The organism is Actinosynnema sp. NPDC053489, from assembly GCF_044544865.1.
Taxonomy (GTDB): Bacteria; Actinomycetota; Actinomycetes; order Mycobacteriales; family Pseudonocardiaceae; genus Actinosynnema.
Genome location: NZ_JBITXT010000019.1, coordinates 96,494 through 119,995 on the forward strand (window position 1 = coordinate 96,494; position 23,502 = coordinate 119,995).

Here is a 23,502-nt window from a genome sequence, read left to right on the forward strand (position 1 = left end):
GTCGCGTCCGGATTACCCCCTTCACAATCACTACGGTGCGGAATCGACTGGTAACCGACGGATAGGAGAGGCGTGAGCGGCACATTCAGATTCGGCTTCGAGGAAGACGATGAGGGGGACCGGCAGCCACGGTCGACCCCACAGGAGCAGCGGGCACGGCAAGACCTGCTGACCGGGCAGGACCCGAACGGCGTGGTCACCGTGGCGGTCAACGACCTGGCTGAGGTCCAGTCGGTGACCATCACCGCGAGGTGGCGACAGTCGGTCGACCCGCGTGCACTCGGCTCGGCGGTGACCCAAGCGGCGAACGCCGCCACCGTACGAGCGCTGGCGCAGCAGGCCGAGCGACCAGCGGAGCCTCCGCCCTTTCAGCCACCACTGCCTCCGTCGACCGAGCGCATCACCGCCGAGCAGGCGTTGCGGCTGATGGACGCGGTCAGCGCCGACCTGGACCGGTACGCGCAGCGCACGGCCGAGGTCGTGGATCGGCCGACGACCGTGGAGAGCCGGGGCGGTCATGTGCGCGGTACGACGCACCGCGGGCAGGTCCTCGGAATCGAGGCCGACGCGGCCTGGACTCACACTGCCCGTGTGACCGAGATGCAGCAGGAGTTCCTCGAAGTGCTGCGCACCCTCCACGCCCGGACCGTCCCGGTGGACATCGCACGGGGGCCGCAGAGCCCTGCCATCACCGAACTCACCGCTCTGCTGAGCGATCCGAACGCACTGCTGCGCCGAGTGGGGTTGCTGCCATGACCGACATCTCCGTCGCCCTGGAAGCCATGCGATCCGACGCCACCGTGTGGGCGACCGCGGCCGACAACCTCGACGGTCCCCGCTCCGCGCTCGGCCGGTTGGCCCTGACCGGCGCCGACGTGTCCATGTGGGCGGTCGACCGGGGTCTGGACCGCACCTACAACGACGCCCGCGACACCTTGGAAGACATGCTCGCCCAAGCGACTCAGGCGTTCCGCACCCTCGGCGAAAGCCTGCACGCGGCGGCGAACACCTACGAGGCCGAAGAGGAAGCGAACCGGCACGCCATGAACAGCATCCACACCGACGGTGGTGGCCGATGAACCCACTCGTGCAGGAAGCGCACCAGCGGACGCAGAGGATCGACCAGGAGAGCAAGAGGTTCTTCGAGCAGGTCAACAGCGTGATGAGCTGGGTGCCCGCGCCGCTGGAGTACCTGATCGACCCGATCATCCGGAACATGGAGCTGCTCGACCGGAAGCTGCGCGAGTTCTGGGACCGGGTCAACCAGCTGTGGGACCAGCCGGGTGACCCCGACCGCCTCAAGCAGGTCGGCGAGCAGTGGGTGTCGCAGGTGGGCAACGCACTGGGTGACGTCGCCGGCACTATCGGACTCGACAAGCTCCGCACCACGATCGAGTGGGAGGGCCGCGCGGCCCGCGCCTACCAGGCGACGGTGCCGCCCCAGTCCGCCGGGCTGAATTCGATCAAAGACATCGCCGGGCAGATGCGCTCGTCGCTCAACAGCCTGGCCAACTCGATCGACATGTTCTGGATCGCGATGGGATTGGCATTCGTCGGGTTCGCGGTCGCCATCGCAGGCGCGGTGGTCGCCGCGTTCACCGTGGTGGGCATCCCGGCGGCGATCGGAGTCATCCTCACCGCGGCGGCGGCCGCGTTCGGGCTCATCGCCGCGGCGATCATGGCGCTGGAGTCGCACGTCAACACGATCGAGGTCGAGCAGGCCGCGATCCGGCAGAAGCTCCGGGACCTCGGTTCCACATGGGCGATGCCGAACACCGCGGACATGGCGGACGCAAGTGTCATGGACGGCGACCGCTCGGATTGGCGGCCGGACTCGTGACACGCCCAGGCCCACCGTCGCGGTACATCTGGCTACCCGCCGCCCGTGTTCGCGAGGTCCAGGGTCGGTGCGCCGTCCTCGCGGCGGTGGGCCTGGTGGCCTGCCTGGTGCTCGCGTGGGCGATCGTGGGTTTCGGACGAGCCTTGCCGACGGCCCACCACCCGATCAACACCATGGTCTGGATCGCGGGATGCGCATCGGTGATCGGGCCGTTCCTGTCCTCGATCACCCTTGGCATGGCTCGCTCCTACGCGCGGGGCGAGCAGTTCGACGCCTTTCGGATGTGGCAGGCGCGGCGCGCGTTGACGGGTGGCTGGGTGAGTTCGACCCTGTTCGTGCCCGTGTCCTGGTTCCTGCTGGTGATGACGGCCCGCAGCGGCGAGGAGCCGGTCGGGCTCACCGGTGGGGTGTGGGCCTACCTGCTGCTGCTGGCCGCACCGGCGGTGGTCGCGGGTGTCCTCTCCGCCGTCGGGCGTCCCGTGTTGCCGGCACCCCGCTGACGTTGTGCGCGGTCCGCAGCCTCGGCCGTCGGAGCCGGTCGAGGCGTGCGAGCCGCGCAGGGCACGATCATCTCGATAACGGTGCGCCCCTGTCCGGCGATGACATGCCCAGCACCGAACCTCTACGGCGGGAGCCGCCTGGATGCCTGTTGACAAGACCGAACGCGAGGTCAGGACTCTCGTCAGCCAGATCGAACAAGGCGAGATCAGGCTGCCGGAGATCCAACGCGGCTACGTGTGGAAGCCGACCCAGGTCGCCAAGCTGGTCGAGTCGCTCTACCGCGGCTACCCGTCGGGATCGCTGCTCTTCTGGCAGACCGACGAGGCGCCGCAGACCAGGGAAGCCGCGATCAGCGGTCCGGCGGGCAAGGCCGCTGTCGTGCCGCTCTACCTCCTGGACGGCCAACAGCGCGTCACGTCGCTGCACCGGGTCTTCACCGATCACCCGCAGGCGGCCATCGTCTTCAACGTTGAGACCGAGAAGTTCCAGAACCAGAGCGCAGCCACGGCCAAGGACCCCCGGTGGATCAAGGTCTACGACGTCCTCAAGCGCGAGGCCGACCAGTGGCAGCTCGTCGGTGAACTGCACGAGCGCAATCCGGGAATTGCCCCGAACGAGATCAGCAAGCGACTGCAGAAACTCGCCGCCATCCCCGGTCACAAGTTCCACATGGAGGTGCTGCGGGACTTTCCCTACGACGAGGTCACGCAGATCTTCGTGCGCGTGAACAGCGGGGGCCGCTCGCTGAAGACCTCGGACCTGGCACTCGCCACCCTGTCGGCGCGGTGGCCGGGTGTGCTCCAGAAGTTGGAGGCGGAGGCCAAGCACTGGGCCGACCGCGGCTACGGCGACATCGACGTCACGTTTCTCACCAGGGCCCTCACCGGCGCGGTGCTGGGACGCGGTCTGTCCTCCTGGTCGCACGCACGCCTGGTGGCGGCGACCGACGACGAACTCGACCGCGGCTGGGCCACGGTGCGGCGCGGGCTCCGGCACCTCGTGCCCTTGCTGCAAAACAACCTCGGTGCCTCGCACAGCAAGTTGCTGCCGTCGATGGTCGTCCTGCTGCCGCTGATCGTCCTGCTCGGTGAACGGGAGGACGAACAACTGGACGGGGGCACGGCCGACGCCATCCTCTTCTGGTTCCTGGCGGCCACTATCCGCAACCGGTACAGCGGGTCGACCGACACCCGGCTCGGGCAGGACATCCCGGCGGCCCGCACGGAGGACCCGGTGCGCCGACTGCTGGACAACCTGGGCGTCACCGGCGGCGTGTCGATCGGACCGGACGACCTCGCGGGCCGGACCGTCGGCAGCCCGTACTTCTTCCTGAGCTTCCTGGTCGCCAAGGAAGCGGGGGCCAAGGACTGGTGGGGCAGCATCGGCATCTCGGCGGCGGCCGAGGGCAGCCAGGCGCTGGAGTACCACCACATCCACCCGCAGGCCACGCTGAAGAACCACCCCGAGAAGTACAGCAAGGGCGAGATCAACGACCTGGTCAACCTCGCCTTCATCTCCGGCAAGGCCAACCGGAAGATCAGCCACAGGTCGCCGCGGGACTACTTCCCGACGTTGGGCGACCAGGAGCTGACCGCCCACCTCATCCCCGTGGACGAAGACCTGCGGGACGCGGACCGCTACCGCTCGTTCCTGAGCGCGCGGCGGCGCCTGCTGGCCGACGCGATGACGGACCTGCTGGAGAGGTTCCGGCCGGCGTGGCTCTCCCCGGCGTCCGAGTCCACCGACCCGCTGTCCGGCGCCGTCCTCGAGTTCGAGTGGTACGACAACACGACAGGTGACGACGTCCTGCTCGCACGGGCACGCACGAACAGCGGCACGTGGTCGGCAACGATGTCCGCCGCCGACCTGGAGGATGTGGTCGCCGCCGCCGAGGCAGGGGTGGACGGAGATCTTGTCATCGCAGGCGAGAGCACTCCTGTCCGAGTACAGGACGACCAGCTCGAAGTACCGATCGGACCGTTCCTGGTCACCGGCACCCTGCCGGAGTGGCGCAAGGTGCTCGACCGGGAGCGTGGCGACAGCCGCCCGATCGCGGCTCTCGCGCAGCCGAAGGTCGAGCGTTGGGGAGGCGAACAACTGATCTTTCCCGTCATCAGCGTCGACTGAGCCGGCGGCCGCTGTGATTGCGAGCGGCCGCCGGGACGCTCGGTGGCGTCATGCAGGTGGGCGGTTCGGCGGGAATGGCCGTCCGCCCTGGGCCCGGCCGATGTGGCTTGGCGTGCTCCTCTCACATCACCGCCTCTTCCTCTCGGTCCCGGCGACGTCAGGGATGCCCTTCGTCTTCTGCTTCGGTGCTCGCACACATCGCAAAGAGGTCATCTTCGCAACAACGAAGTCCGGTGTCGCCATCAGCGGGATGGATTCGAGCTCGAACGACTTTGCACGAAAGCAACGTTCACGGTGCTAGATGTCGATAACGAGCGGGGTGTCTCGGCCAGCACGATCAGCCGACTGGAGAATGGCAAGCAGGAGTTCACCCCGAAAAGGTGTCCGCGATCTTGGCGGTCATTGGCGTGATCACGCCGGCTTGCTGGTCCAGTTCGTGATCCTGGACTTCGCGAATGACAGACCGGTGGTGTTCGTCGAGGAAGGCACGACCGGCCCGTTCTTCGAAACCCCTGCCTGCGTCGCCTTCTAAGGGCTGACTGCCGAGAAGCTGAGGGACGTGGCGCTGGACAGGGACGGCACCGTCCGGTTGATGACGTCCATAGCTCACGACGTCGACGGAGTGCGAGGCGGCATGCGAATCACCGCGATTGCGTGGCGGAAGAGCAGCCACAGAGGCAATGACGCCAATTCCGTCAAAATCGCACCGCGAACGACTTTGGTCGACCTTCGTAATTCGAGGAATCTCGAGAAGAACGAATCATCGACTCCAGGGCGTTCAACGGTTCCTCAAGAGCGTCGAGGTTGGCCGATCGCGAGAAGGGCGTTTTCCGCTGCCCGAACACCCTGTTTCCGCATTCCGATAAGGCGAAGATCACTCCGTTTGCCTCTCCGATTACCTCCCCGCCCGCCGTAACGCGGAGAGCCCTCGCCGCGACGCACAGGTGGCTGCTCCGGCTGGGGTACGCCGGCGGTCGCCAGTAGCATCGCGACCTCAGCACAGCACGACAGCTCGGAGGGAAGACCTTGCCTTCAGCGGAACGGCCCATGACGCCGAAGCCGGGTCCTCCGCCGGCGGTGCAGCGGTGGTTCCAGGAGCGCACCTCGCCATACCCGTGGGAGCAAGACGGCCTCGAAGCCGTCAAGCGCCTCATGCCGAACGCCGAGCCCTACCGCGCGTGGGCGACGTTCTCGTTCACCGCCGCGTCGGGCCGAATCAACGAGTGCGACCTGCTGATCGCGGTGCCCGGTGGCCTCTACCTGGTCGAACTCAAAGCACACCCTGGCCGGGTGGTCAACAACGGCGACACGTGGAGCTTCTTCGAGGACGGCCGCACCCGTCCCCGGACGTTGCGCAACCCGCTGCACCTGACGGACCTGAAGTCCAAGGAGCTGAAGTCCCGCCTGGAGTGGGCGGCAAAGGAACTGAAGATCAGTCAGCGGGTGCCCCGCGTGGAACCGGCCGTGTTCCTGTCGGCTCCCGGTCTGGTGTCGGGTCTGGACGACGTGCAGCGCGTCCGCGTCTACGGCCGTGACGACGTCTCGCAGGGTCTGCCCTGGATTTGGCGTGACCTGCTGGCAACGCCGCCGCAGCGCGAGTCGCAGCGGATCACGCCCGAGTTCTCCCGGCACGTGCTGCCGAGGCTGCTGGACAAGATCGGCATCCGGGTCTCCACCGCCCACCTGCGGTTCGGTGACGACTGGAAACTGACCACCGACGTCCTCGACGCGGGCCCGACCTGGGAGGACCGCCTCGCCAGGCGCGAGCAGCCGGTGCGCGAGGAGGGCCGGGTCCGCATCTACTTGACCCAGGCGCAGGCGACCGACGACCAGCGCCAGTCGGTCGAGCGGGCCGCCCGGCGCGAGTACCAGGTACTACAGGGCATCGCCCACCGCGGCATCGCGCAGGCGATGGAGATCCGTGAGCACCAGGGCGGTCCGGCGATCCGGTTCGCACACCGCGGCACGGACCTGCGGCTGGACTCCTACCTCGCACTGCATGAGGACCAGCTCACCCCGGAGACCCGGCTCGACATGGTGCGCCAGCTCGGTGAGGCCCTGCGCTACGCGCACAGCCGCTCGCTCTACCACCGGGCGCTGGCCGCCCGGTCGGTGTACGTGTCGGCCAAGGAGAACGGCTCCACCCCCGTGTTGCGGGTGATCGACTGGCAGAGCGCGGCGCGGGACTTCGACACCACCGGCATGTCCTCGATCATGACGTCGATGCCGGGCAGCCACCTGCCCGACGCGTCCGGCGTCTACCTCGCGCCCGAGTTCGACCAGCCGTACTCCGACCCGGTCGACCTGGACGTGTTCGGCCTGGGCGCGCTGGCCTATCTGATCGTCACCGGGCAGCCGCCCGCCACGCAGCGCAGCGGCCTGGTGGACCGGCTGGCCCGCGAGCGCGGCCTGCACCCGTACGCGGTCAGCGACAGCGTGTCCGAGGCACTGGACTCACTGATCTTCCGTGCCACCCAGGCGGACGTGGCCGACCGGCTCGACTCGGCGGAGGCGTTCCTCGACGCGCTGGACGGAGTCGAGCGCGACTCGGCCGTGCCCGAGACCCACACCGCTGAGGTCGATCCGCTCGACGCGACCCCCGGGCAGCCGGTCGACGGTCCATGGGTGGTCGAACGGGTGCTGGGGACCGGCGCGACCGCCCGCGCGCTGCTGGTGCGCCGCACCGACGAGGACGACGACGACACCGAGACGGTTACGCGCCGGGTGCTCAAGGTCGCGTTGGACGAGGACAAGGCCGATCGGCTGCACGCCGAGGCCGACGCCCTGCACCTGGTCGGCGGCGGTGTCGTGGTGAAGCTGCTGGACGGTCCGCGTGTGCTCGGCGGTCGGACCGTGCTCGACCTGGACTTCGCGGGTGACCGCACCCTCGGCGCCCGTCTGCGCGCCGAGGGCCGGCTGACCTACCACGAGCTGGAGCGGTTCGGGAAAGACCTGTTCACGGCGCTCGACCAGCTCGCCGCGAAGGGTGTGCGGCACCGCGACATCAAGCCCGACAACCTCGCCCTCTACCGGCGCGAGGACCGGTCGTGGCAGCTCATGCTGTTCGACTTCTCGCTGCACGGCGTGTCCGAGCGGGATGTCAAGGCTGGCACGCGGGGCTACCTGGACCCATTCCTGGACACGCCGCGCCGGCCGGTGTTCGACGACCACGCCGAGCGCTACGCGGCGGCCGTGACGTTGCACGAGATGGCGTCGGGCGAGAAGCCGGTGTGGGGCGACGGTCTCACCGATCCTCGCACCGCGTCCGACGAGACGCCGACGCTCGCGACGGCCTCCTTCGAGCTTGCCCTTCAGGACGGCCTCACCGAGTTCTTCCTGCGCGCCTTCCACCGGGACGTCGACCGGCGGTTCGACACCCTGCGGCAGATGGAGGACGCCTGGCGCGCGGTGTTCGCCCAGGCCGACGCGGCGAGCCCAGCCACCACGCCCGCCACCGTCGGCCTCGACGCGGCGACCGTGGAAGGCGCCCGCGAAAAGCACGCCGAGGCCGCCGGCCTGAACACCCCGCTCGACGCGGCCGGGCTGTCGCCGCGTGCGGTGTCGGTCGCGCAGGGGTTCAGGGCGACGACGGTCGGCGAGCTGCTGGACGTGCCGCTCTACGAGATCGCCAAGGCCCGCGGCGCCGGCCGGGTGATCCGCAAGGAGCTGAACCGCCGCCACAAGCAGTGGACCGCCAGGCTGCGCGGCGCGGCCGGACCCGCTCCCGTCGAGCGGGAGGAGAGCGAGACCGCGGTCCAGCTCGGCGTGGACGACATGGCGGACCGGCTGGCTCCCCGTTCTGCCGGTAAGGCCACCAAGCAGGAGCAGGTGCTCCGGCTGATGCTGGGGTTGCCCGACGAGAGCGGTGTGCCCGAGCTGTGGGCGAAGCAGTCCGAGGTCGCCCGCGTCGTCGGCCTCGCTCAGCCGACGGTGTCCCGGCACTACCGGGCGGCCGTCGAGCAGTGGGTGGAGCAGCCGTGGGTGGCGGAGCTGCGTGACGAGCTGGTGCAGCTCGTCACCGACGCCGGTCGGGTGATGACGGCGCGGGAGCTGGCGAAGGCGGTGCGCGTCCGACACGGCGCGGCCCACGACACCCCCGAGCGGACGCTGGCGAAGGCACTCGCCGTGGTGCGGGCGGCGGTGGACGCCGAGGAGTGGACCGGGCTGCACTCGAACGACCCGGACGCGAGCCCTCGGCTGCTGGTCCTGCGGCGCGGGACGCGGGTGCTGATCGCGTGCGAGTCGCTGGCCGGGCAGAGCGACCCCAGCGCGATCGAGCTGGCCGACTACGCGGTGGCGCTGGGCAAGCACGCCGACGACCTGGTCAGGCAGGACCCGCTGCCGGGCCGCGGTGTCGTGCTGCGTGAGCTACGTGCGGTGACCGCGCCCGAGGGCCTGGCACCGCTGGCGGACACGCGCTTGGTCGAGCTGGCGGCGGCCGTGTCGCAGAGGGCCGCCGACTCGCCGCGCCTGGAGCTGTACCCGAGGGATCTCGACCTGGCGCGGGCGCTGCGAATCTCGCAGGCCGGTGCGGGCGTGCGGCGTGACCCGGGCATCACGACCGAGGAGCTGTGCCAGCGGGTTCGTGCTCGGTTCCCGGAGCTCGAGTGGCGCACGGAGCCGACGCACGTGCGCATGGAGGAGGCACTGCGCGAGGCCGGCATCCCGTTGGAGTGGGACCTGACCAGCCGCCGCTTCCGCCCGCCTCAGCCGGAGCACCCGCGCGCGGCGTCGTCCACCGGGACCTCGATCAGCGCCCACGCCCTGCCTGTCGGCGCGCGCGATCCCCATGCGGTGATCGCGGGCAAGTTGGCGAGCGCGTTCGAGCGCGGAGGGTTCCTGGCTCTGACACTGCGAGGTGCTCAGCTGCCCGGCACTGCCGACGCTCTGGCCCGACTCCACCCGGTGCGGCGGACCGACCTGAATCAGACGTTCCTGACCGAGTTCCGGGCGTTGGTCGCCGAACGAGGACAGGACTGGCGCAAGGTGCTCGGTGTCGACGCCCGATTCACCGAGTCTGGTGAGATGCCTCGTGGGTTGGCTTCGTACGTGCGGGCCGCGTGGACCCGTGTCGAGGAACGGCTGCTCGATCCGTCGTTGGCTGGTGACGTGCTGTTCGTCCACGACGCGGGGTTGCTGGCCCGGTACTTCACCGAGGGCGGGCACGAGGTGCTGACGCGCGTGCAGAACGCCGCGCGGAGACCGGCCGACGCGCCGCGTGGCTTCTGGCTGCTGTGCCCCGGTGAGTCGGAGCGCGAGTCGGTGCAGTTGGACGGGCGGACGGTCGAGGTGCTGGACGCCTCGGAGCGGGTGGCCCTGTCGAAGAAGTTCCTGGCCGCGTTGCGCGGCGACGCCGGTAGCGCGGCCTAAGTGTTGGTGGGTGTGTCTGTGGAGGAGAACGCAGCTTTGACGACTCGCGGGTTTGACCACGCCGAGCTGGTGAAAGACCTGCGTAAGCAGGTCAGTGCGCTGGAGGACGACCTGCGGGAGCGCAGTGAGGAGGAGCCGTTCGCCAGTGCGCTGAAGACCGAGTACGACGAGGCGCGCAAGGCCGAGCGCACTGCGGCAACTTATGGGGCGTGGCGGGACGAGCGCGTCACGCAGGTCGCGGTGGCGTGGGTGCTGGGGACCGTGTTCGTGCGATTCTGCGAGGACAACGGCCTGATCGAGTGGCCGTTCATCGCCGGGCCGGGCGGTCGGCTGGCCGATGCGGTGGAGCGGCACGAGGCGTTCTTCAAGGAACACCCAGAGAAGAACGACCGGGATTGGATCGTCGCGGCGTTCGATCACTTGGCGTCGTCGCACAAGACCGTCGAGGGGTTGTTTGATCGGCGGTACAACCCGCTGTGGGAGATCACGCCTTCGTTCGAGCAGGCCACAGCACTGCTGAACTTTTGGCGCCGGCGCGGCGACGACGGCGAGATCCGCTACGACTTCACCGACGACGACTGGGACACACGATTCATCGGAGATCTATATCAATACTTGTCGAATCATGCCCGAAAGAAGTACGCCCTCTTGCAAACTCCAGAGTTTGTAGAAGATTTCATCCTAGAACTGACACTAGAGCCGGCAATCAAGAACTTCGGACTTAAGGGCCTTCGAACGATCGACCCAACCTGTGGGTCAGGACATTTCCTCCTCGGAATCTTTCACAAATTGCTTGCGAAGTGGCGCATTGCTCAGCCGGGCGCAAACGACTGGGACTTGATCTCGCAATCGCTACAATCAATTCACGGCTGCGACAAAAATCCTTTCGCCGCATCAATCGCCCGCTTTCGACTGCTAGTTGCCGCCCTACGCGCAACAGGTAAACCTTCGCTTAACCGGGCAGCAGCCTTTCCAATTAATGTCGCAGTGGGCGATTCATTGCTGCATGGACGTGGCGCGCCGGGCATACAGGGAAGCCTATTCGAAGCAGAAGGAGCGTACACCTACCGAACCGAGGATGTCGAAGAGTACCGGCCGGTCGACCTGTTGGGCACCGCCAGTTATCACGTAGTCGTAGGAAATCCTCCCTATATCACGCCGAAAGACAAGCAGGAAAACGAGAACTACCGCCGTGGTTACAGCGCTTGTTCCGGCACGTACCCTCTATCAGTTCCGTTCACCCAACGCTTTTTCCAATTGGCAGTGCGCGGCAGTAGTGAAAACTCGGGTTTCGTAGGACAAATAACGGCTAACTCGTTCATGAAGCATGCTTTCGGGCGAAAGCTGATCGAAAATTTTCTACCAAGCGTCGACCTAACGCGCCTAATCGATACTTCAGCGGCCCACATTCCCGGCCACGGCACTCCTACGGTAATAATGATCGGCCGTAACCGCCCCTCCACTGCGGAACCAGTCCGTGTGACGATCAGCGTTAAAGGCGAGCCCGTTGAACCGGTAGATCCCGCTGCCGGTCTTGTTTGGCGCGCCATCCTCGCGCACGAAAATAAGAGCGAATCGTCTACCGAATGGGTCATTACAGAGCACATTGAAGCCAGCCGATTGCAGCGATACCCTTGGTCTCTAAGCGGGGAACAGGTGTCAGAACTAAAGGCTGCAATAGAGCATAGAAGCGCTCCGCTAAGCTCCGTCATTGAACCACCGATTGGGCGCGCGGTTAGATTGGGGTCCGATGAAGCATTTTCGCGACCTCGCGCGTTCAGGTTGAGCAACAGGAGTAACGTTGCGGCTATTCGCAAAATAATCCGCGGGGAGAACGTGCGCGACTGGAGTCTTAGCGATCTGAATTTTGTATGGTATCCATACCTTTCCGACGGCTCGGTTTCTCCTGAAGTGCAGTATGAACTATGGCCGTGGCGCACTCAGCTCGCTGCTAGGCGCACCTTTCAGGGGAACATGGAAGATGCTGGTCGTGCTTGGTGGGAATACATGCAACACACCAAGTCAGCCTACAGCAGGCCACTTTCCATTGTCTTCCCCAATGTTGCAACTCACCTCCACTTTACACTTGACCGAGGCGGCAAAATATTTGACGCCCACGCTCCAGTAATCAAACTACCACAAGAGGCAACTGAGAACGATCACCTGGCTGTAATTTCCGTCCTAAACTCATCAACTGCATGCTTCTGGCTTAAGCAGGTAAGCCCCGACAAGGGCAGCCAGTCAGGAACCGGCGGCTTCATGAGTGACGAATGGGAAAGATTTTACGAGTTTACAGGCGGCAAACTGGAAGGCTTTCCGCTACCGAAAGCGCTACCGACCGAGTACGGAAGAATTTTGGACGCTCTGGCGACAGACTGTTCGGAAAATAATCTCAACATGACCAGGGAGCCACCGAAAGCGGATGCACTAGCGACCGCTCGGAAAACTTATCAAAAACTTCGCGGCAAGATGATCGCCTTGCAGGAGGAGTTGGACTGGAAGGCATACTACTCGTACGCGTTGCTAAACGAAAACGAAAGCTCCCAACTTGTCGCTCAAGACATACACCTTCTACCAGAAGTTCGCCTCGGAGAGCGAGCTTTTGAGATCGTGCTAGCACGCGAAGTAGCCGCTGGCACAAGTAGGACCGTATGGTTCACCCGTCATGGGTCAACGCCGATTACCGAAATTCCGAGCCACTGGCCACAGTGGTATCAAGACATCGTTCAGGCGCGCATCGACATCATCGAAAAGCGGCCTGACATTGCGCTCATCGAGCGTCCCGAGTACAAGCGCCGCTGGGCCACTGTCCCCTGGGAGAAGCGCGAAGCTGAAGCCCTGCGCAACTGGCTGCTGGACCGCTGCGAGAAGCCCGAGCTGTGGTTCGCCCTGCGCGACGGCATGAAGCACCCCCGCACGCTCACGATCAGCCAGCTCGCTGACCAGTTCCGCGACGACGCCGACATGAACTCCGTCGCACAGCTCTACGCGACCGACCACCTGAAGAAGCGCGACCTTACCCTGGCCCAGATCCTCGAACAGGTCATCGCCGACCAGCACGTCCCCTACCTCGCCGCCCTCCGCTACAAGGACTCCGGTCTGCGCAAGCGCGAGCAATGGGAAGAGGTCTGGGAGCTTCAGCGTGAAGAGGACCGCACCGGCAAGCGCCTTGACATCCCGGTGCCGCCGAAGTACGGCAGCGGCGACTTCCGTAAGACGAGCTACTGGTCGCAGCGCGGCAAGCTCGACGTCCCGAAGGAGCGCTTCATCTCCTACCCGGACGCGAGCCCCGACGCGGACCCGACGCTCCTGCTCGGCTGGGCCGGCTGGGACCACAAGGACCAGGCGCAAGCGCTGGTCAACACGGTCAACGACCGCACCGAGCAGGCCGCCTGGCCCCGTGAACGGCTGACCCCACTGCTCGCCGGCCTGCTCGAAGTGCTGCCCTGGGTCAAGCAGTGGCACGGTGAGTACGACGACGAGTGGGGCGGAGTCCCTGCGGACGAGTACGACGCCTACTTGACCGAGCAACGGGCCAAGCACCAGCTCACCGAAGACGACCTGCGCGCGTGGCGACCGGCCGCGCCCACGCGGGGACGACGCGCGGCGAAGAAGGACTGATCAGCTGTGAGCACGGCAGAGATGTACCTGCGGGACGTCATCCACATCCCCGAGTCGGTGCACGCGGGCGACTTCAAGGTCGAGCTGTCCGGTGGGTTCACCGAGACGGACGCCCGGGTCTCCGAGTACGTGGTGACCGACCAGCTCCAGGCGGCGTTCCGCAAGGCCCTCTCGGTGGTGCGGGCCGCGGTGCGCGACGGGAACTCCCACGCCGCCTACCTGCACGGGTCGTTCGGCTCCGGTAAGAGCCACTTCCTGACCGTGCTGCACGCCGTGCTCCACAACGAGCCGTCCGCGCGCCAGAAGACCGGCCTGCAGCCGGTGATCGCCGAGAACGACGACTGGCTGGGCGGCAAGAAGTTCCTGATGGTGCCCTACCACCTGGTGGGCGCCGCCGACATCGACTCGGCCATCCTCGGCGGATACGTGGCGACCACGCGGAAGCTGCACCCGGACAAGCCGACGCCCGCGGTGTACCGGTCGGACGCGATGCTGGCCGACGCACGGCGGCAGCGGGAGTTCCTAGCCGACGACGGCAAGTTCGCGCAGTGGCTGGAGAGCGGCACGCCGCAGGAGGTCGGTGACGAGGACGACCTGGACCCCATCGACTCGGTGTCGAGCTGGACGACCGCGAAGCTGGACCAGGCGTTCGCCGCGCCGCAGGGCGACACGCTGCGCAGCGCGCTGGAGTCGGCGCTGCTGTCCGGGCCCATGTCCTCCTACACGCGCGGCGCAAGCGGTGACCAGCAGGCGTTCATCCCGCTGGAGAATGGGCTGGCGGTGATCAGCCGGCACGCGCGCGACCTGGGCTACGACGGGCTCATCCTGTTCCTGGACGAGATGATCCTGTGGTTGCAGGCGAACATGAAGGACCAGAGGTTCGTCAACACCCAGGTCAGCAAGCTGGTCAAGCTGATCGAGTCGGGTGACGCGGACCGGGTGCTGCCGATCGTGTCGTTCATCTCCCGCCAGCGTGACCTGTCGAAGCTGGTCGGCGAGGACGTCACCGGCGCGGAGATGAAGAACCTCGAAGCGCAGGTCAACTACCTCGCGGGCCGGTTCGACGTGGTCGAACTGGAGGACCGCAACCTCCCGGCGATCATCAAGGAACGCGTCCTCAAGCCGACATCGCCGCAAGCGCGGACGGCGTTGGACGAGGCGTTCGCGACGATCGAGTCGGCCAACGCGCTGTCGCGGGACGTGCTGCTGGACTCCGGGGGCGTGACCGGTGCGACGTGGGCCGAGTTCCGCGACGTCTACCCGCTCTCCCCCGCGCTGCTCAACGTGCTGGTGACCCTCTCCGGCGCGTTGCAGCGGGAGCGCACGGGTCTGAAGCTGTTGCAGGAGATGCTGCGCCGCCGCCGCGCGGACATGAAGCTGGGTGAGCTGATCCCGCTCGGCGACCTGTGGGACGTGCTCTCCGATGGCACCGGCGAGGCGTTCACCGACAAGCTCAAGCGCGAGGCGGACGCAGCTCACCGCTTCCACTCGAAGGTCCGCGCGCACCTGCTGGAGAAGTACGGCAGCGAGAGCGACGCCCGGTTCGTGCAGGACGACCGGCTGGTCAAGACGCTGCTGCTGGCCTCGCTCGCGCCCGCCGTGCCGGCGTTGACCCGGTTGACCGGCGCACGGCTGGCCGCGCTGAACCACGGGTCGATCCGGTCCAGGGTGGGCACACCGGCATCGGTGGTGGTGCAACGGCTGCGGGCTTTGCAGGCGCAGTTCGGTGAGCTGCGCTCCGAGGGCGACGAGGACCCGGTGTTCAGCCTGCACCTGTCCGACCTCGACATCGAGCCGCTGCTCGAGAAGGTCGGCGAGCAGGACAGCCTCGGCGCCCGACGAGTGTGGATCAAGGACCAGCTGTGGCAGGCGCTCGGGGTGAAGGACTCGCAGGAGTTCGTCTCCGAGCGCGAGGTCATCTGGCGGGGCACGCGGCGGATCGCCGAGTTCGTGTTCGGCAACGTGCGTGACCCCTCCGATCTGCCGGACGTGCAGTTCACGCCGAGCGTCGACGGCCGGGTGCGGTTCGTGCTCGACTACCCGTTCGACGCGGCTGGCGCACCGCCGGTGGACGACGCGCGGCGGGTGCAGAAGCTCAAGCGCGAGGGCGCGGAAGCGGCCACCGTGGTGTGGTTGCCGCACTTTCTGTCCAGCCAGAAGTCCGGGCAGCTCGGCCGTTTACTGAAGATCAACTATCTGCTGGAGCGGGACCGCCTGGACGACCACGCGGCGAACCTGTCCACCGACGACCGGATTCGCGTGCGGCACCAGCTGCAGGCGCAGAAGGACAACCTGACCACACAGCTCAGGGCAGCGCTGCAGCAGCTCTACGGCATCTCCGGCGGTGACGAGGGCACCATCGGCGCGGAAGTCGGCGAAGACGGGCACGTGCTGTCCCTGCTGCCGTCGCACAAGCCGCGCCTGCACGGCGGCGCGGCCTTCGAGTACAACCTGCTGGCGCTGGCCGACAGCGCGTTCGACGTGCTGTACCCGAAGCACCCGGACTTCGACGTGACCCGCAGCCGCAAGCCGGTGACCACGGGCGAGCTGCGGACCGTGCTGAAGTGGGTCACCGAGGCACAGGAGAGCGGCAACCAGCGTGTCGTGGTGGACCGCAAGGACCTGGCACTGGTCCGGAAGATCGCGCACCCGCTGGAGCTGGGCGAGGTCAGCGACGGACCGCTGAACCTGTCCACGGAGTGGCGCAAGCGGATCGAGCAGCACGCCGCCCGCGAGGGTGTGACCGGTGACTTCGACGTGGAGAAGATCCGGTCCTGGATCGCCGCGATGGGTTGGACGGGACTGGACAAGCCGGTAGCAAACCTGATCATCGCCACCTACGCGTTGCTGTCCGACCGCGCCTGGCTCTACAACGGCGGCCCGACCGACCCGCCGGACTTCGATCGCATCGGCCCCGGCTTCAGCCTGCGGGCGCAGGAGTTGCCGACACCCGACGAGTTCGCGGCGGCGAGGGAGAAAGCGGGCGCGCTGTTCGGCGTGCACGTGCCGGACGCGCGGTTCGCCCGCAACGTGGCCAAGCTGGCGGGTGAGGTGCGGGAGAAGGTCGTCGCGCTGGAGCCTGCGGTCGGTGGCGTGCACAAGTCGCTGCAGACGTACGCGGCGGAACTGAGCGTCGATCCCACGCGGGGACGTGCGAGAACGGCACGAGACGCGGCAGATGTGCTGGCCGTCCTGTCCGGGGAGCAGGAGCCGACGAGGTTCGTGCGCGCCCTGGCAGGTGTGAGCTACCAGGCGACCAACGAGGTGATGAGCCGCGCCCTCACCTCCGCACCGCAGGTCTTGGCCGCGTTGGACGGTGTGGACTGGTCGTTGCTGGCCTCCGCACGCGAGTTCGCCGGACGCCCCGACAGCGCGGGCGAAATGGCGTCGCGCCTGATGGAGGACGTGCGGCAGGCCACCGAGGCCGACCAGCTCGTCCGGGACCTGGTCCCGGTGCTGGGGTCAATCCAGTCGCGGGCCGTCGCGGTGATGAAGAAGGCGGCGCAAAACACGCCCACGCCGCCTCCCATCCCACCGGCTCCGAACCCGACGCCACCGACCGGTGGTGCTGGCGGCATCAGCCTCACGAACACCGGCAGCCCGCCTGTGTCTGGCTCCGGCGGCACCAGTGGGTCCGGGCCGGTCGTGTCCGAACCCGTGCCTCCCACTCCCCCGCCCGGCCCGCGCGCGTCGCGTGCCACCCGCCGGGTCGCGCCCACCGCGGTGGAGGCCGAGCTGGGCAGGCTGGTCGAGGAGATGCGGCGCGAGGTCGCCGACTACGCCCGGCAGCACCCCGGCGCGGAGATCGAGATCACGCTGCGCGTGGTCGAACCGGAGAGCGGGTCCTGATGGCCGTTGCCCCTCAGGTGAACCGGCGGATCGTGGAGACGCTGCTGGAGGCCCACCTCCCCGATCCGCGCGGCCGGCGGCTGCTGCTCGTGCACGGCCGCTTCGACGGGCCGTCGCCGACCGAGTTCAAGATGACCATTGGCGGCAAGCCCAGGCGGATCACCGTCACCGACCAGCCGTCGGTGCTCGGCATCGTGGAAGCGTGGCAGGCCCACCAGTCGACCGGCGGTGAGGACGTGCTGGTGGTAACCACCGTGGTGGACGACCGGCAGCTCGGCTGGGACCTGCGTGCCCACGCCGTCGGCAAGGCCACGCAGACGGTGGACCGGGCGGAGATCATCAAGCAGCGGTTCGGCGCGAAGGACGTGGACCCGCGCATCCGCCGCGAGCCGTGGCTGGTGGACGCGTTGCTCGAAGCCGAGCCCACCGGCGGTTGGCGTCGCTCGGGGACGGTGCTGACCAGGGACGCTGCCGTGCGGGCGCTGATCGGCTCACGGCTGGGCGGTGCCGAGCTGACCGAAGGTGGCATCGACGCCGCCGCTCTGCTCGCCTGGTCCCGCACGCCCGCTGCCGCCGGGTTCGCCACGTTGCCGGAGGCGGAGCGCAAGGGTCTGGTGTCCTGGCTGGAGGAGAACGTCGGCGACGCCGCCGCGGTGCTGATGGACCTCGCCTCGGCGGGACGCGCGGACGACGCGATGGCGTTGGGGATCCTCGGCTCGGTCGCCACCGGCAAGGGTGTGGCCGGTGAGATCGCCGTGGCGTTCGGCGGGCTGCTGGGAGTGCGGCCGAAGGGCAACCAACTGCCCGCGTTCGTCGACGCGGTCGCGGGCACGCTGGACCGCTGGCTCACCGAGGTCCACGCCGGTGGTGAAGCCGCGCGTCGGCGGGTGCTGGACGTCGTGACGCGGGCCGACGAGCTGGCCGAGTCCGCGGACCTGACCGCGGCGCTCGCCGGGAACCGCTACCTGCGCAGTGGCTTCCGCTCACGCTTGCGGACGTTGGGAACCGCCTTGTCCCGACACCGCGACGATGCCGTCGAGAAGGCGCTGCGGGACGTGGAGGCGCACGCGCTGGCGGAGCTGTTCCCCGCGCAGACGGCCACCGCGTCGATGGCCGTGCGGCTGGTGCGCTGGCTCGGGCAGCCCGAGCCGCAGGTCGAGTCCGTCGCCGGCGCGATCCGCGCCCACCTCGGCGAGTGGGGCTGGGTGGACCGCGCGCTCGCCGTGTTGTGGGCCGGTGACGAGGTCCACGACCCCGTGCTGGGGCAGGCGTACCGGAAGGTCCACGACGCGGTCCGGGAACGGCGTGACCGGCTGGACGAGGCGTTCGCACGGCGCCTGGCGGCTTGGACCACGACTGCGTCCACGCTCAACCCGGCCGGGTGCTTGTTGGTCGAGGATGTGCTGGAGCGTGTCGTCGCGCCGCTGGCCAAGGAGCACGCGCCGCTGGTGCTCGTGCTGGACGGGATGAGCAGCGCGGTCGCGGTCGAACTCGGTGAGCAGCTCGCCGAGCGGGGCTGGCACGAGGCGTCGCTGGAACCCGGCGGGCGCCTCGGGGCGGTCGCGGCGATCCCGTCCGTGACCACTGTCAGCCGGGCCGCCCTCCTCACGGGATCGCCCACGGCGGGTGCGCAGGGTGTCGAGCGGGACGGGTTCGCCGCGTTCTGGCGTCGGCGTCACCGTCAGGCGGCGCTGTTCCACAAGAGCGAGATCGGCGGGCACGCCGGTCAGCGGCTGTCGGAACCGCTGGTGACGGCACTGGCCGGGAACGACGTGGTCGCAGTCGTGCTCAACACCATCGACGACGCGCTCGACCACGGCCGTGAGGGCAACCGCACCGGCTGGCGCGTGGAGGACGTGACCTACCTCCGGGAACTCCTCGACGCCGCGCGGGCCTACGGGCGGCCGGTGGTCCTCGTATCCGATCACGGGCACGTGCTCGACCGGTCCACCGATGGCCGCACCCCGACCAGCGCGGCCGGTGTCGAGTCGGTGCGCTGGAGGCTCGGAACAGTGGAAGACGGCGAGGTGGAGCTGGCCGGGCCGCGCGTGCTGGCGGGTGGCGGGCGTGTGGTCGTCCCGTGGCGGGAGGACATCCGCTACCTGCAACGCCGAGCCGGGTACCACGGCGGAGCGGCCCTGGCCGAGATGACCGTCCCGGTGCTGGTGCTGCTGCCCGCCGCGGATCAGGCACTGCCTTCGGGATGGCGGATGCTGTCGCCGGAAGACGTCACGCCGCAGTGGTGGGGCCGTCGCACCGAGGTGGTGGTACCTGCCCCGCAGCCGCGTCGGAAGGCACCCAAGGCTCCGGCCGCACCGACGTCCGAACCGCTGTTCGCCGCACCCAGCACGTCGCTGGGTGCCCGGGTCGTCGACACGAAGGTCTACGACGCGCAAAAGGAGTTCGTGCCCAAGGGCATCCAGAAGCCGCAGATGGCAGCGGTGATCGACGTGCTGGTCGAAGGTGGCGGCACCCGATCGGTCGTCGCCGTCGCAGCCGCCGCCGGGCGGGCCGGTCGCAGCCCCGAGTTCTTGGTGAGCATCCTGCAACGCCTGCTCAACGTCGAGGGCTACCCGGTGCTGACCCCGATCGACGGTGGACGGACGTTGAAGCTGGACATCGACCTGCTGCGTGAGCAGTTCGGGGTGGGGAAGCCATGACGCCTCCCGTCAGCGAAGCTCGCCGGCGCGAGGTGATCGCCGCTCTACGACGCGGCACCGTGCCCCAGGCGGGGCTGGACCTGTTCGCCGTGGGCCTCGACCGGTTCACGGTGGCGATGGACGAGAACATCGCCACCATGGCCAAGGGCGGGGCGGCGTTCCATGCGGTGCGCGGTGAGTACGGATCCGGCAAGACGTTCTTCGCACGCTGGCTGGCCGAACGCGCGAAGCGCGCCGGGTTGGCAGCCACCGAAGTGCAGATCTCGGAGACGGAGACGCCGCTGCACCGGCTGGAGACGGTGTACCGGCGGCTGACCGAACGGCTCAGCACCGCGACGCACCGGCCGAGCGCCCTGGGACCGGTGGTCGACTCGTGGTTCTACACGCTGGAAGAGGAGGTCCTCGACGGCGGTGAGGTCGCCGAGGACGACGAGCGAGCGCTGTCGGACGCGGTGGACGTCTTGTTGGAGCAGCGCCTCGCCGAGGTGGCACGGACGACACCCGCGTTCTCCGCGGCCCTGCGCGGCTATCGGCAGGCGCGCGTCGCCGGAGACGCCGCCACGGCGGAAGCGCTGCTGGCCTGGTTGGGTGGGCAGAAGTCCGTCGCGGCGTCGGCGCGGCGCGCGGCGAACGTGCGCGGGGACCTCGACCACTTCGCCGCACTGGGTTTCCTCCAGGGACTGCTGACCGTGCTGCGGGACAGCGGGCACCCTGGGCTGCTGCTGGTGCTGGACGAGATCGAGACCCTGCAACGGGTACGCGGCGACGTCCGGGAGAAAGGGCTCAACGCACTTCGGCAACTGCTGGACGAGATCGACGCAGGCCGCTTCCCCGGCCTGTTCCTGGTGATCACGGGGACCCCCGCGTTCTTCGACGGGCAGCAGGGCGTGCAGCGGCTCCCGCCGCTGGCGCAGCGGCTGGCCACCGACTTCACCACCGACCCGAAGTTCGACTCCCCACGGGCCGTGCAGCTTCGGCTGCCGGGGTTCGACCTGGTCAAGCTGGGTGAGCTGGGTCGGGCTGTACGTGACCTGTACGCGGGCGTCGCGCGCCACCCCGACCGCGTGTCGTCGGTGGTGGATGACGCGTACGTCACCCAGCTCGCCGATGCCGTCACGGGCGGTCTCGGTGGTCAGGTCGGCGTGGCGCCGCGGATCTTCCTGCGCAAGCTGGTCGCCGACGTGCTGGACCGCGTGGACGAGCACGACGACTTCGACCCGCGCAGGCACTACGCCCTCACGCTCACGCAGTCCGAGCTGACAGAGGTGGAGCGGAACGCGGCGGCACGTTCCGCCGACGACGTCGAGCTGGACCTGCCGTGACCACCGGCCTCGACGGTTTGCACCCCGCGCTGGTGCACCACATCGTGAACACGCTCGGGTGGAGTTCGTTGCGGCCGTTGCAAGCCGAGGCGGTGGGGCCGCTGGTGGAGGGCGACGACGCCGTGCTGCTGGCGCCCACTGCCGGGGGCAAGACGGAGGCCGCCTGCTTCCCGCTGCTCAGCGCGATGGAGCAGCACCGGTGGACCGGTCTGTCAGTCATCTACGTGTGTCCGCTCAAAGCCCTGCTGAACAACCTCCACCCGCGGCTGGAAGGTTATGCCGCGTGGCTGGGCCGGCGAGTCGGCCTGTGGCACGGCGACACGACGCAGTCCACCAGGCAGAAGATCCTCCGCGACCCGCCCGACATCCTGTTGACGACGCCGGAGTCCCTGGAGGCGATGCTCGTCAGCGTCAAGGTGGACCACGGCAGGTTCTTCGCCGGTCTCCGCACGGTGGTGGTGGACGAGGTGCACGCGTTCGCCGGAGACGACCGCGGCTGGCACCTGCTGGCCGTCTTGGAGCGCTTGACGCGTGTGGTCGGGCGGCGGATCCAGCGGGTGGGCCTTTCCGCGACGGTGGGCAACCCGCAGGACCTGCTGACCTGGTTGCAGGGTTCCGACAGGGGGACGCACCCTGCTCGGGTGATCGCGCCGGGTGTCACCGCCACGGCGGTGAACCCCACCGCGGACGGCGAGATCGAGCTGGATTACGTGGGCTCCGTGTCCAACGCGGCCACCGTGATCTCCTCCCTCCACCAGGGCGAGAAACGGCTGGTGTTCTGCGACTCGCGACAGCTGGTGGAAGAGCTGGGCGAGGCGCTGCGCAGCCGAGGCGTCACCACGTTCCTGTCCCACGCGTCCCTGTCCGTTGACGAGCGGCGTCGAGCCGAGTCGGCGTTCGCCGAAGCCCGCGACTGCGTGATCGTCTCCACCAGCACGTTGGAGCTGGGGATCGACGTGGGCGACCTGGACCGGGTGATCCAGATCAACGCCCCCGGTTCGGTGGCATCGTTCCTGCAACGCCTCGGGCGCACAGGTCGACGGGCCGGGTCGGTGCGCAACTGCCTGTTCCTGGTCATCGGGCGCGACCAGGTGCCCTGGGCGGCCGGGCTGCTCCTGCTGTGGAGCAGGGGCTTCGTCGAGCCGGTCACCGCGCCCCCACAGCCGCGGCACATCGTCGCCCAGCAACTGCTCGCGCTGGCATTGCAGGAGAACCGCGTCGGAGACCGCTTGTGGGTGGAGGGCTGGAACGGCCTGGCGCCGTTCGACCGCAGCGCCGAGCCGGTACTGCGGTACCTGGTCGACAACGGCTTCCTCGACCGCGACGGCGACATGCTGTTCATCGGTCCGGCGGCGGAACAACGCTTCGGGCGCAGGCACTTCATGGACATGACGGCGGTGTTCACCGCACCCCCTCAGTTCACCGTCCTGCACGGCCGCCGCGAGATCGGGCGCACCGATCCGGCTTTGCTGACCGAGAAGGTGGAAGGGCCCAGGCTGCTACTCCTCGGTGGACGGAGTTGGAAGGTCGGTTGGATCGACTGGAAACGCCGTCGCTGCTTCGTCGAAGAGGCGACCGGGGGCGGTAAAGCCCGTTGGCACAACCCTGGGTTGGGCGGTGCCTCGCTGCAGCTGAGTCGCGCGGTCCGAGACGTGCTGCTGGGCAGCGATCCGCCCGTGAAGATGACCCAGCGGGCCCAACGCGCGTTGGCCGAGGAACGCGACGACCTGAGCAGTGCCGTGCATCCGGGTGGAACGGTCGTGGCCCGTGACGGCATGGACGTGCGCTGGTGGACGTGGGCCGGATACCGAGCGAACACCACCCTCGCCTCGACGCTGTCCGAACTGACCGATGCCAAGCAGCGCGTGGACGACGCGTCCATCCGGCTTCGCACCGACGTCACCGTGGGCATGTGGCGGGCGGCACTGGCCGACGCGGCTGAGCGCTTGTGCCTGCCGGAGGTCGACGAGCGGGCGCTGCAGGGATTGAAGTTCAGCGAGGCGCTTCCTCACACCCTGGCCACGGCGACGCTGGCCGCGCGCATGGCCGATCTGGACGGTGCGGTGGCGGTGCTGGGCGAAGCGAGTCGTTTCAGTATTGCCGGCTGAAGTATCGCATACCGGTTCCCCGCGGGTCCGGTGTAACGGTGAGACGTCCATGTTCTATATGCCTCACAACGAATCACGCCGAACTGGACATTGCCCACATCACC

The 23,502-nt window shown here is 68.2% G+C and carries 12 protein-coding genes; 11 read left to right on the top strand and 1 reads right to left on the bottom strand.

All coding sequences use genetic code 11. The features are described 5' to 3' along the window. Positions 1-72 precede the first annotated feature (72 nt). The 5 genes from ACIGNX_RS31825 to ACIGNX_RS31845 all read left to right on the top strand — a co-directional run bounded on the left by ACIGNX_RS31825 (position 73) and on the right by ACIGNX_RS31845 (position 4,468). Positions 73-756, top strand: coding sequence for a YbaB/EbfC family nucleoid-associated protein (locus ACIGNX_RS31825; protein ID WP_396544740.1), 684 nt, complete (start codon positions 73-75; stop codon positions 754-756). Then, positions 753-1,079, top strand: a complete 327-nt coding sequence (locus ACIGNX_RS31830) for a hypothetical protein (protein ID WP_396544742.1) — start codon at positions 753-755, stop codon at positions 1,077-1,079. Before ACIGNX_RS31825 ends, ACIGNX_RS31830 begins: the two co-directional genes overlap by 4 nt. Further along, positions 1,076-1,840 (top strand): hypothetical protein, encoded by a 765-nt coding sequence (locus ACIGNX_RS31835; RefSeq protein WP_396544743.1) that lies wholly within the window; start codon positions 1,076-1,078, stop codon positions 1,838-1,840. Before ACIGNX_RS31830 ends, ACIGNX_RS31835 begins: the two co-directional genes overlap by 4 nt. Before the next feature lie 95 nt (positions 1,841-1,935). Further along, positions 1,936-2,340 carry a hypothetical protein gene (locus tag ACIGNX_RS31840; protein ID WP_396544745.1) on the top strand — a complete coding sequence of 135 codons (405 nt, stop codon included), beginning with the start codon at positions 1,936-1,938 and terminating at the stop codon, positions 2,338-2,340. A 142-nt stretch (positions 2,341-2,482) separates the two neighbouring features. Next, positions 2,483-4,468 carry a DUF262 domain-containing protein gene (locus ACIGNX_RS31845; protein ID WP_396544747.1) on the top strand — a complete coding sequence of 662 codons (1,986 nt, stop codon included), beginning with the start codon at positions 2,483-2,485 and terminating at the stop codon, positions 4,466-4,468. Positions 4,469-4,835: 367 nt separating this feature from the next. Here ACIGNX_RS31845 and ACIGNX_RS31850 read toward each other — a convergent pair whose 3' ends face one another. Next, a complete protein-coding gene (locus ACIGNX_RS31850; protein WP_396544749.1) occupies positions 4,836-5,078 on the bottom strand; it encodes a hypothetical protein in 243 nt (80 codons plus the stop codon). Positions 5,079-5,515: 437 nt separating this feature from the next. On the opposite strand from ACIGNX_RS31850, the gene pglW reads away from it, so the two are divergent. From pglW to ACIGNX_RS31880, 6 genes are read left to right on the top strand one after another with little or no spacing between them, the layout of a single operon-like run. Continuing rightward, a complete protein-coding gene (gene pglW, locus ACIGNX_RS31855) occupies positions 5,516-9,838 on the top strand; it encodes a BREX system serine/threonine kinase PglW (protein WP_396544750.1) in 4,323 nt (1,440 codons plus the stop codon). Positions 9,839-9,856: 18 nt separating this feature from the next. Then, on the top strand, positions 9,857-13,459 hold the full coding sequence (pglX, locus tag ACIGNX_RS31860) for a BREX-2 system adenine-specific DNA-methyltransferase PglX (RefSeq protein ID WP_396544752.1): 3,603 nt from the start codon (positions 9,857-9,859) through the stop codon (positions 13,457-13,459). Positions 13,460-13,465: 6 nt separating this feature from the next. Continuing rightward, positions 13,466-17,308: a PglY protein gene (locus ACIGNX_RS31865; RefSeq protein WP_396544754.1), complete on the top strand. Its 3,843-nt coding sequence runs from the start codon at positions 13,466-13,468 to the stop codon at positions 17,306-17,308. Then, positions 17,308-19,968 (top strand): BREX-2 system phosphatase PglZ, encoded by a 2,661-nt coding sequence (gene pglZ / locus ACIGNX_RS31870; RefSeq protein WP_396544756.1) that lies wholly within the window; start codon positions 17,308-17,310, stop codon positions 19,966-19,968. Before ACIGNX_RS31865 ends, pglZ begins: the two co-directional genes overlap by 1 nt. Beyond that, the gene (gene brxD, locus ACIGNX_RS31875; protein WP_396544758.1) at positions 19,965-21,290 is read left to right on the top strand and encodes a BREX system ATP-binding protein BrxD; all 1,326 of its coding nucleotides are present in this window, start codon (positions 19,965-19,967) and stop codon (positions 21,288-21,290) included. The genes pglZ and brxD overlap by 4 nt, the downstream gene beginning before the upstream one ends. Next, entirely contained in the window at positions 21,287-23,398 is a 2,112-nt protein-coding gene (locus ACIGNX_RS31880) for a DEAD/DEAH box helicase (RefSeq protein WP_396544760.1), read from the top strand. Before brxD ends, ACIGNX_RS31880 begins: the two co-directional genes overlap by 4 nt. Positions 23,399-23,502: the final 104 nt, after the last annotated feature.

Coding starts and splice junctions, on each gene's coding strand:
- ACIGNX_RS31830 (WP_396544742.1), top strand. CDS start 753: ATGACCGACATCTCCGTCGCCCTGGAAGCCATGCGATCCGACGCCACC.
- ACIGNX_RS31835 (WP_396544743.1), top strand. CDS start 1,076: ATGAACCCACTCGTGCAGGAAGCGCACCAGCGGACGCAGAGGATCGAC.
- ACIGNX_RS31845 (WP_396544747.1), top strand. CDS start 2,483: ATGCCTGTTGACAAGACCGAACGCGAGGTCAGGACTCTCGTCAGCCAG.
- pglW (WP_396544750.1), top strand. CDS start 5,516: ATGACGCCGAAGCCGGGTCCTCCGCCGGCGGTGCAGCGGTGGTTCCAG.
- pglZ (WP_396544756.1), top strand. CDS start 17,308: ATGGCCGTTGCCCCTCAGGTGAACCGGCGGATCGTGGAGACGCTGCTG.
- brxD (WP_396544758.1), top strand. CDS start 19,965: ATGACGCCTCCCGTCAGCGAAGCTCGCCGGCGCGAGGTGATCGCCGCT.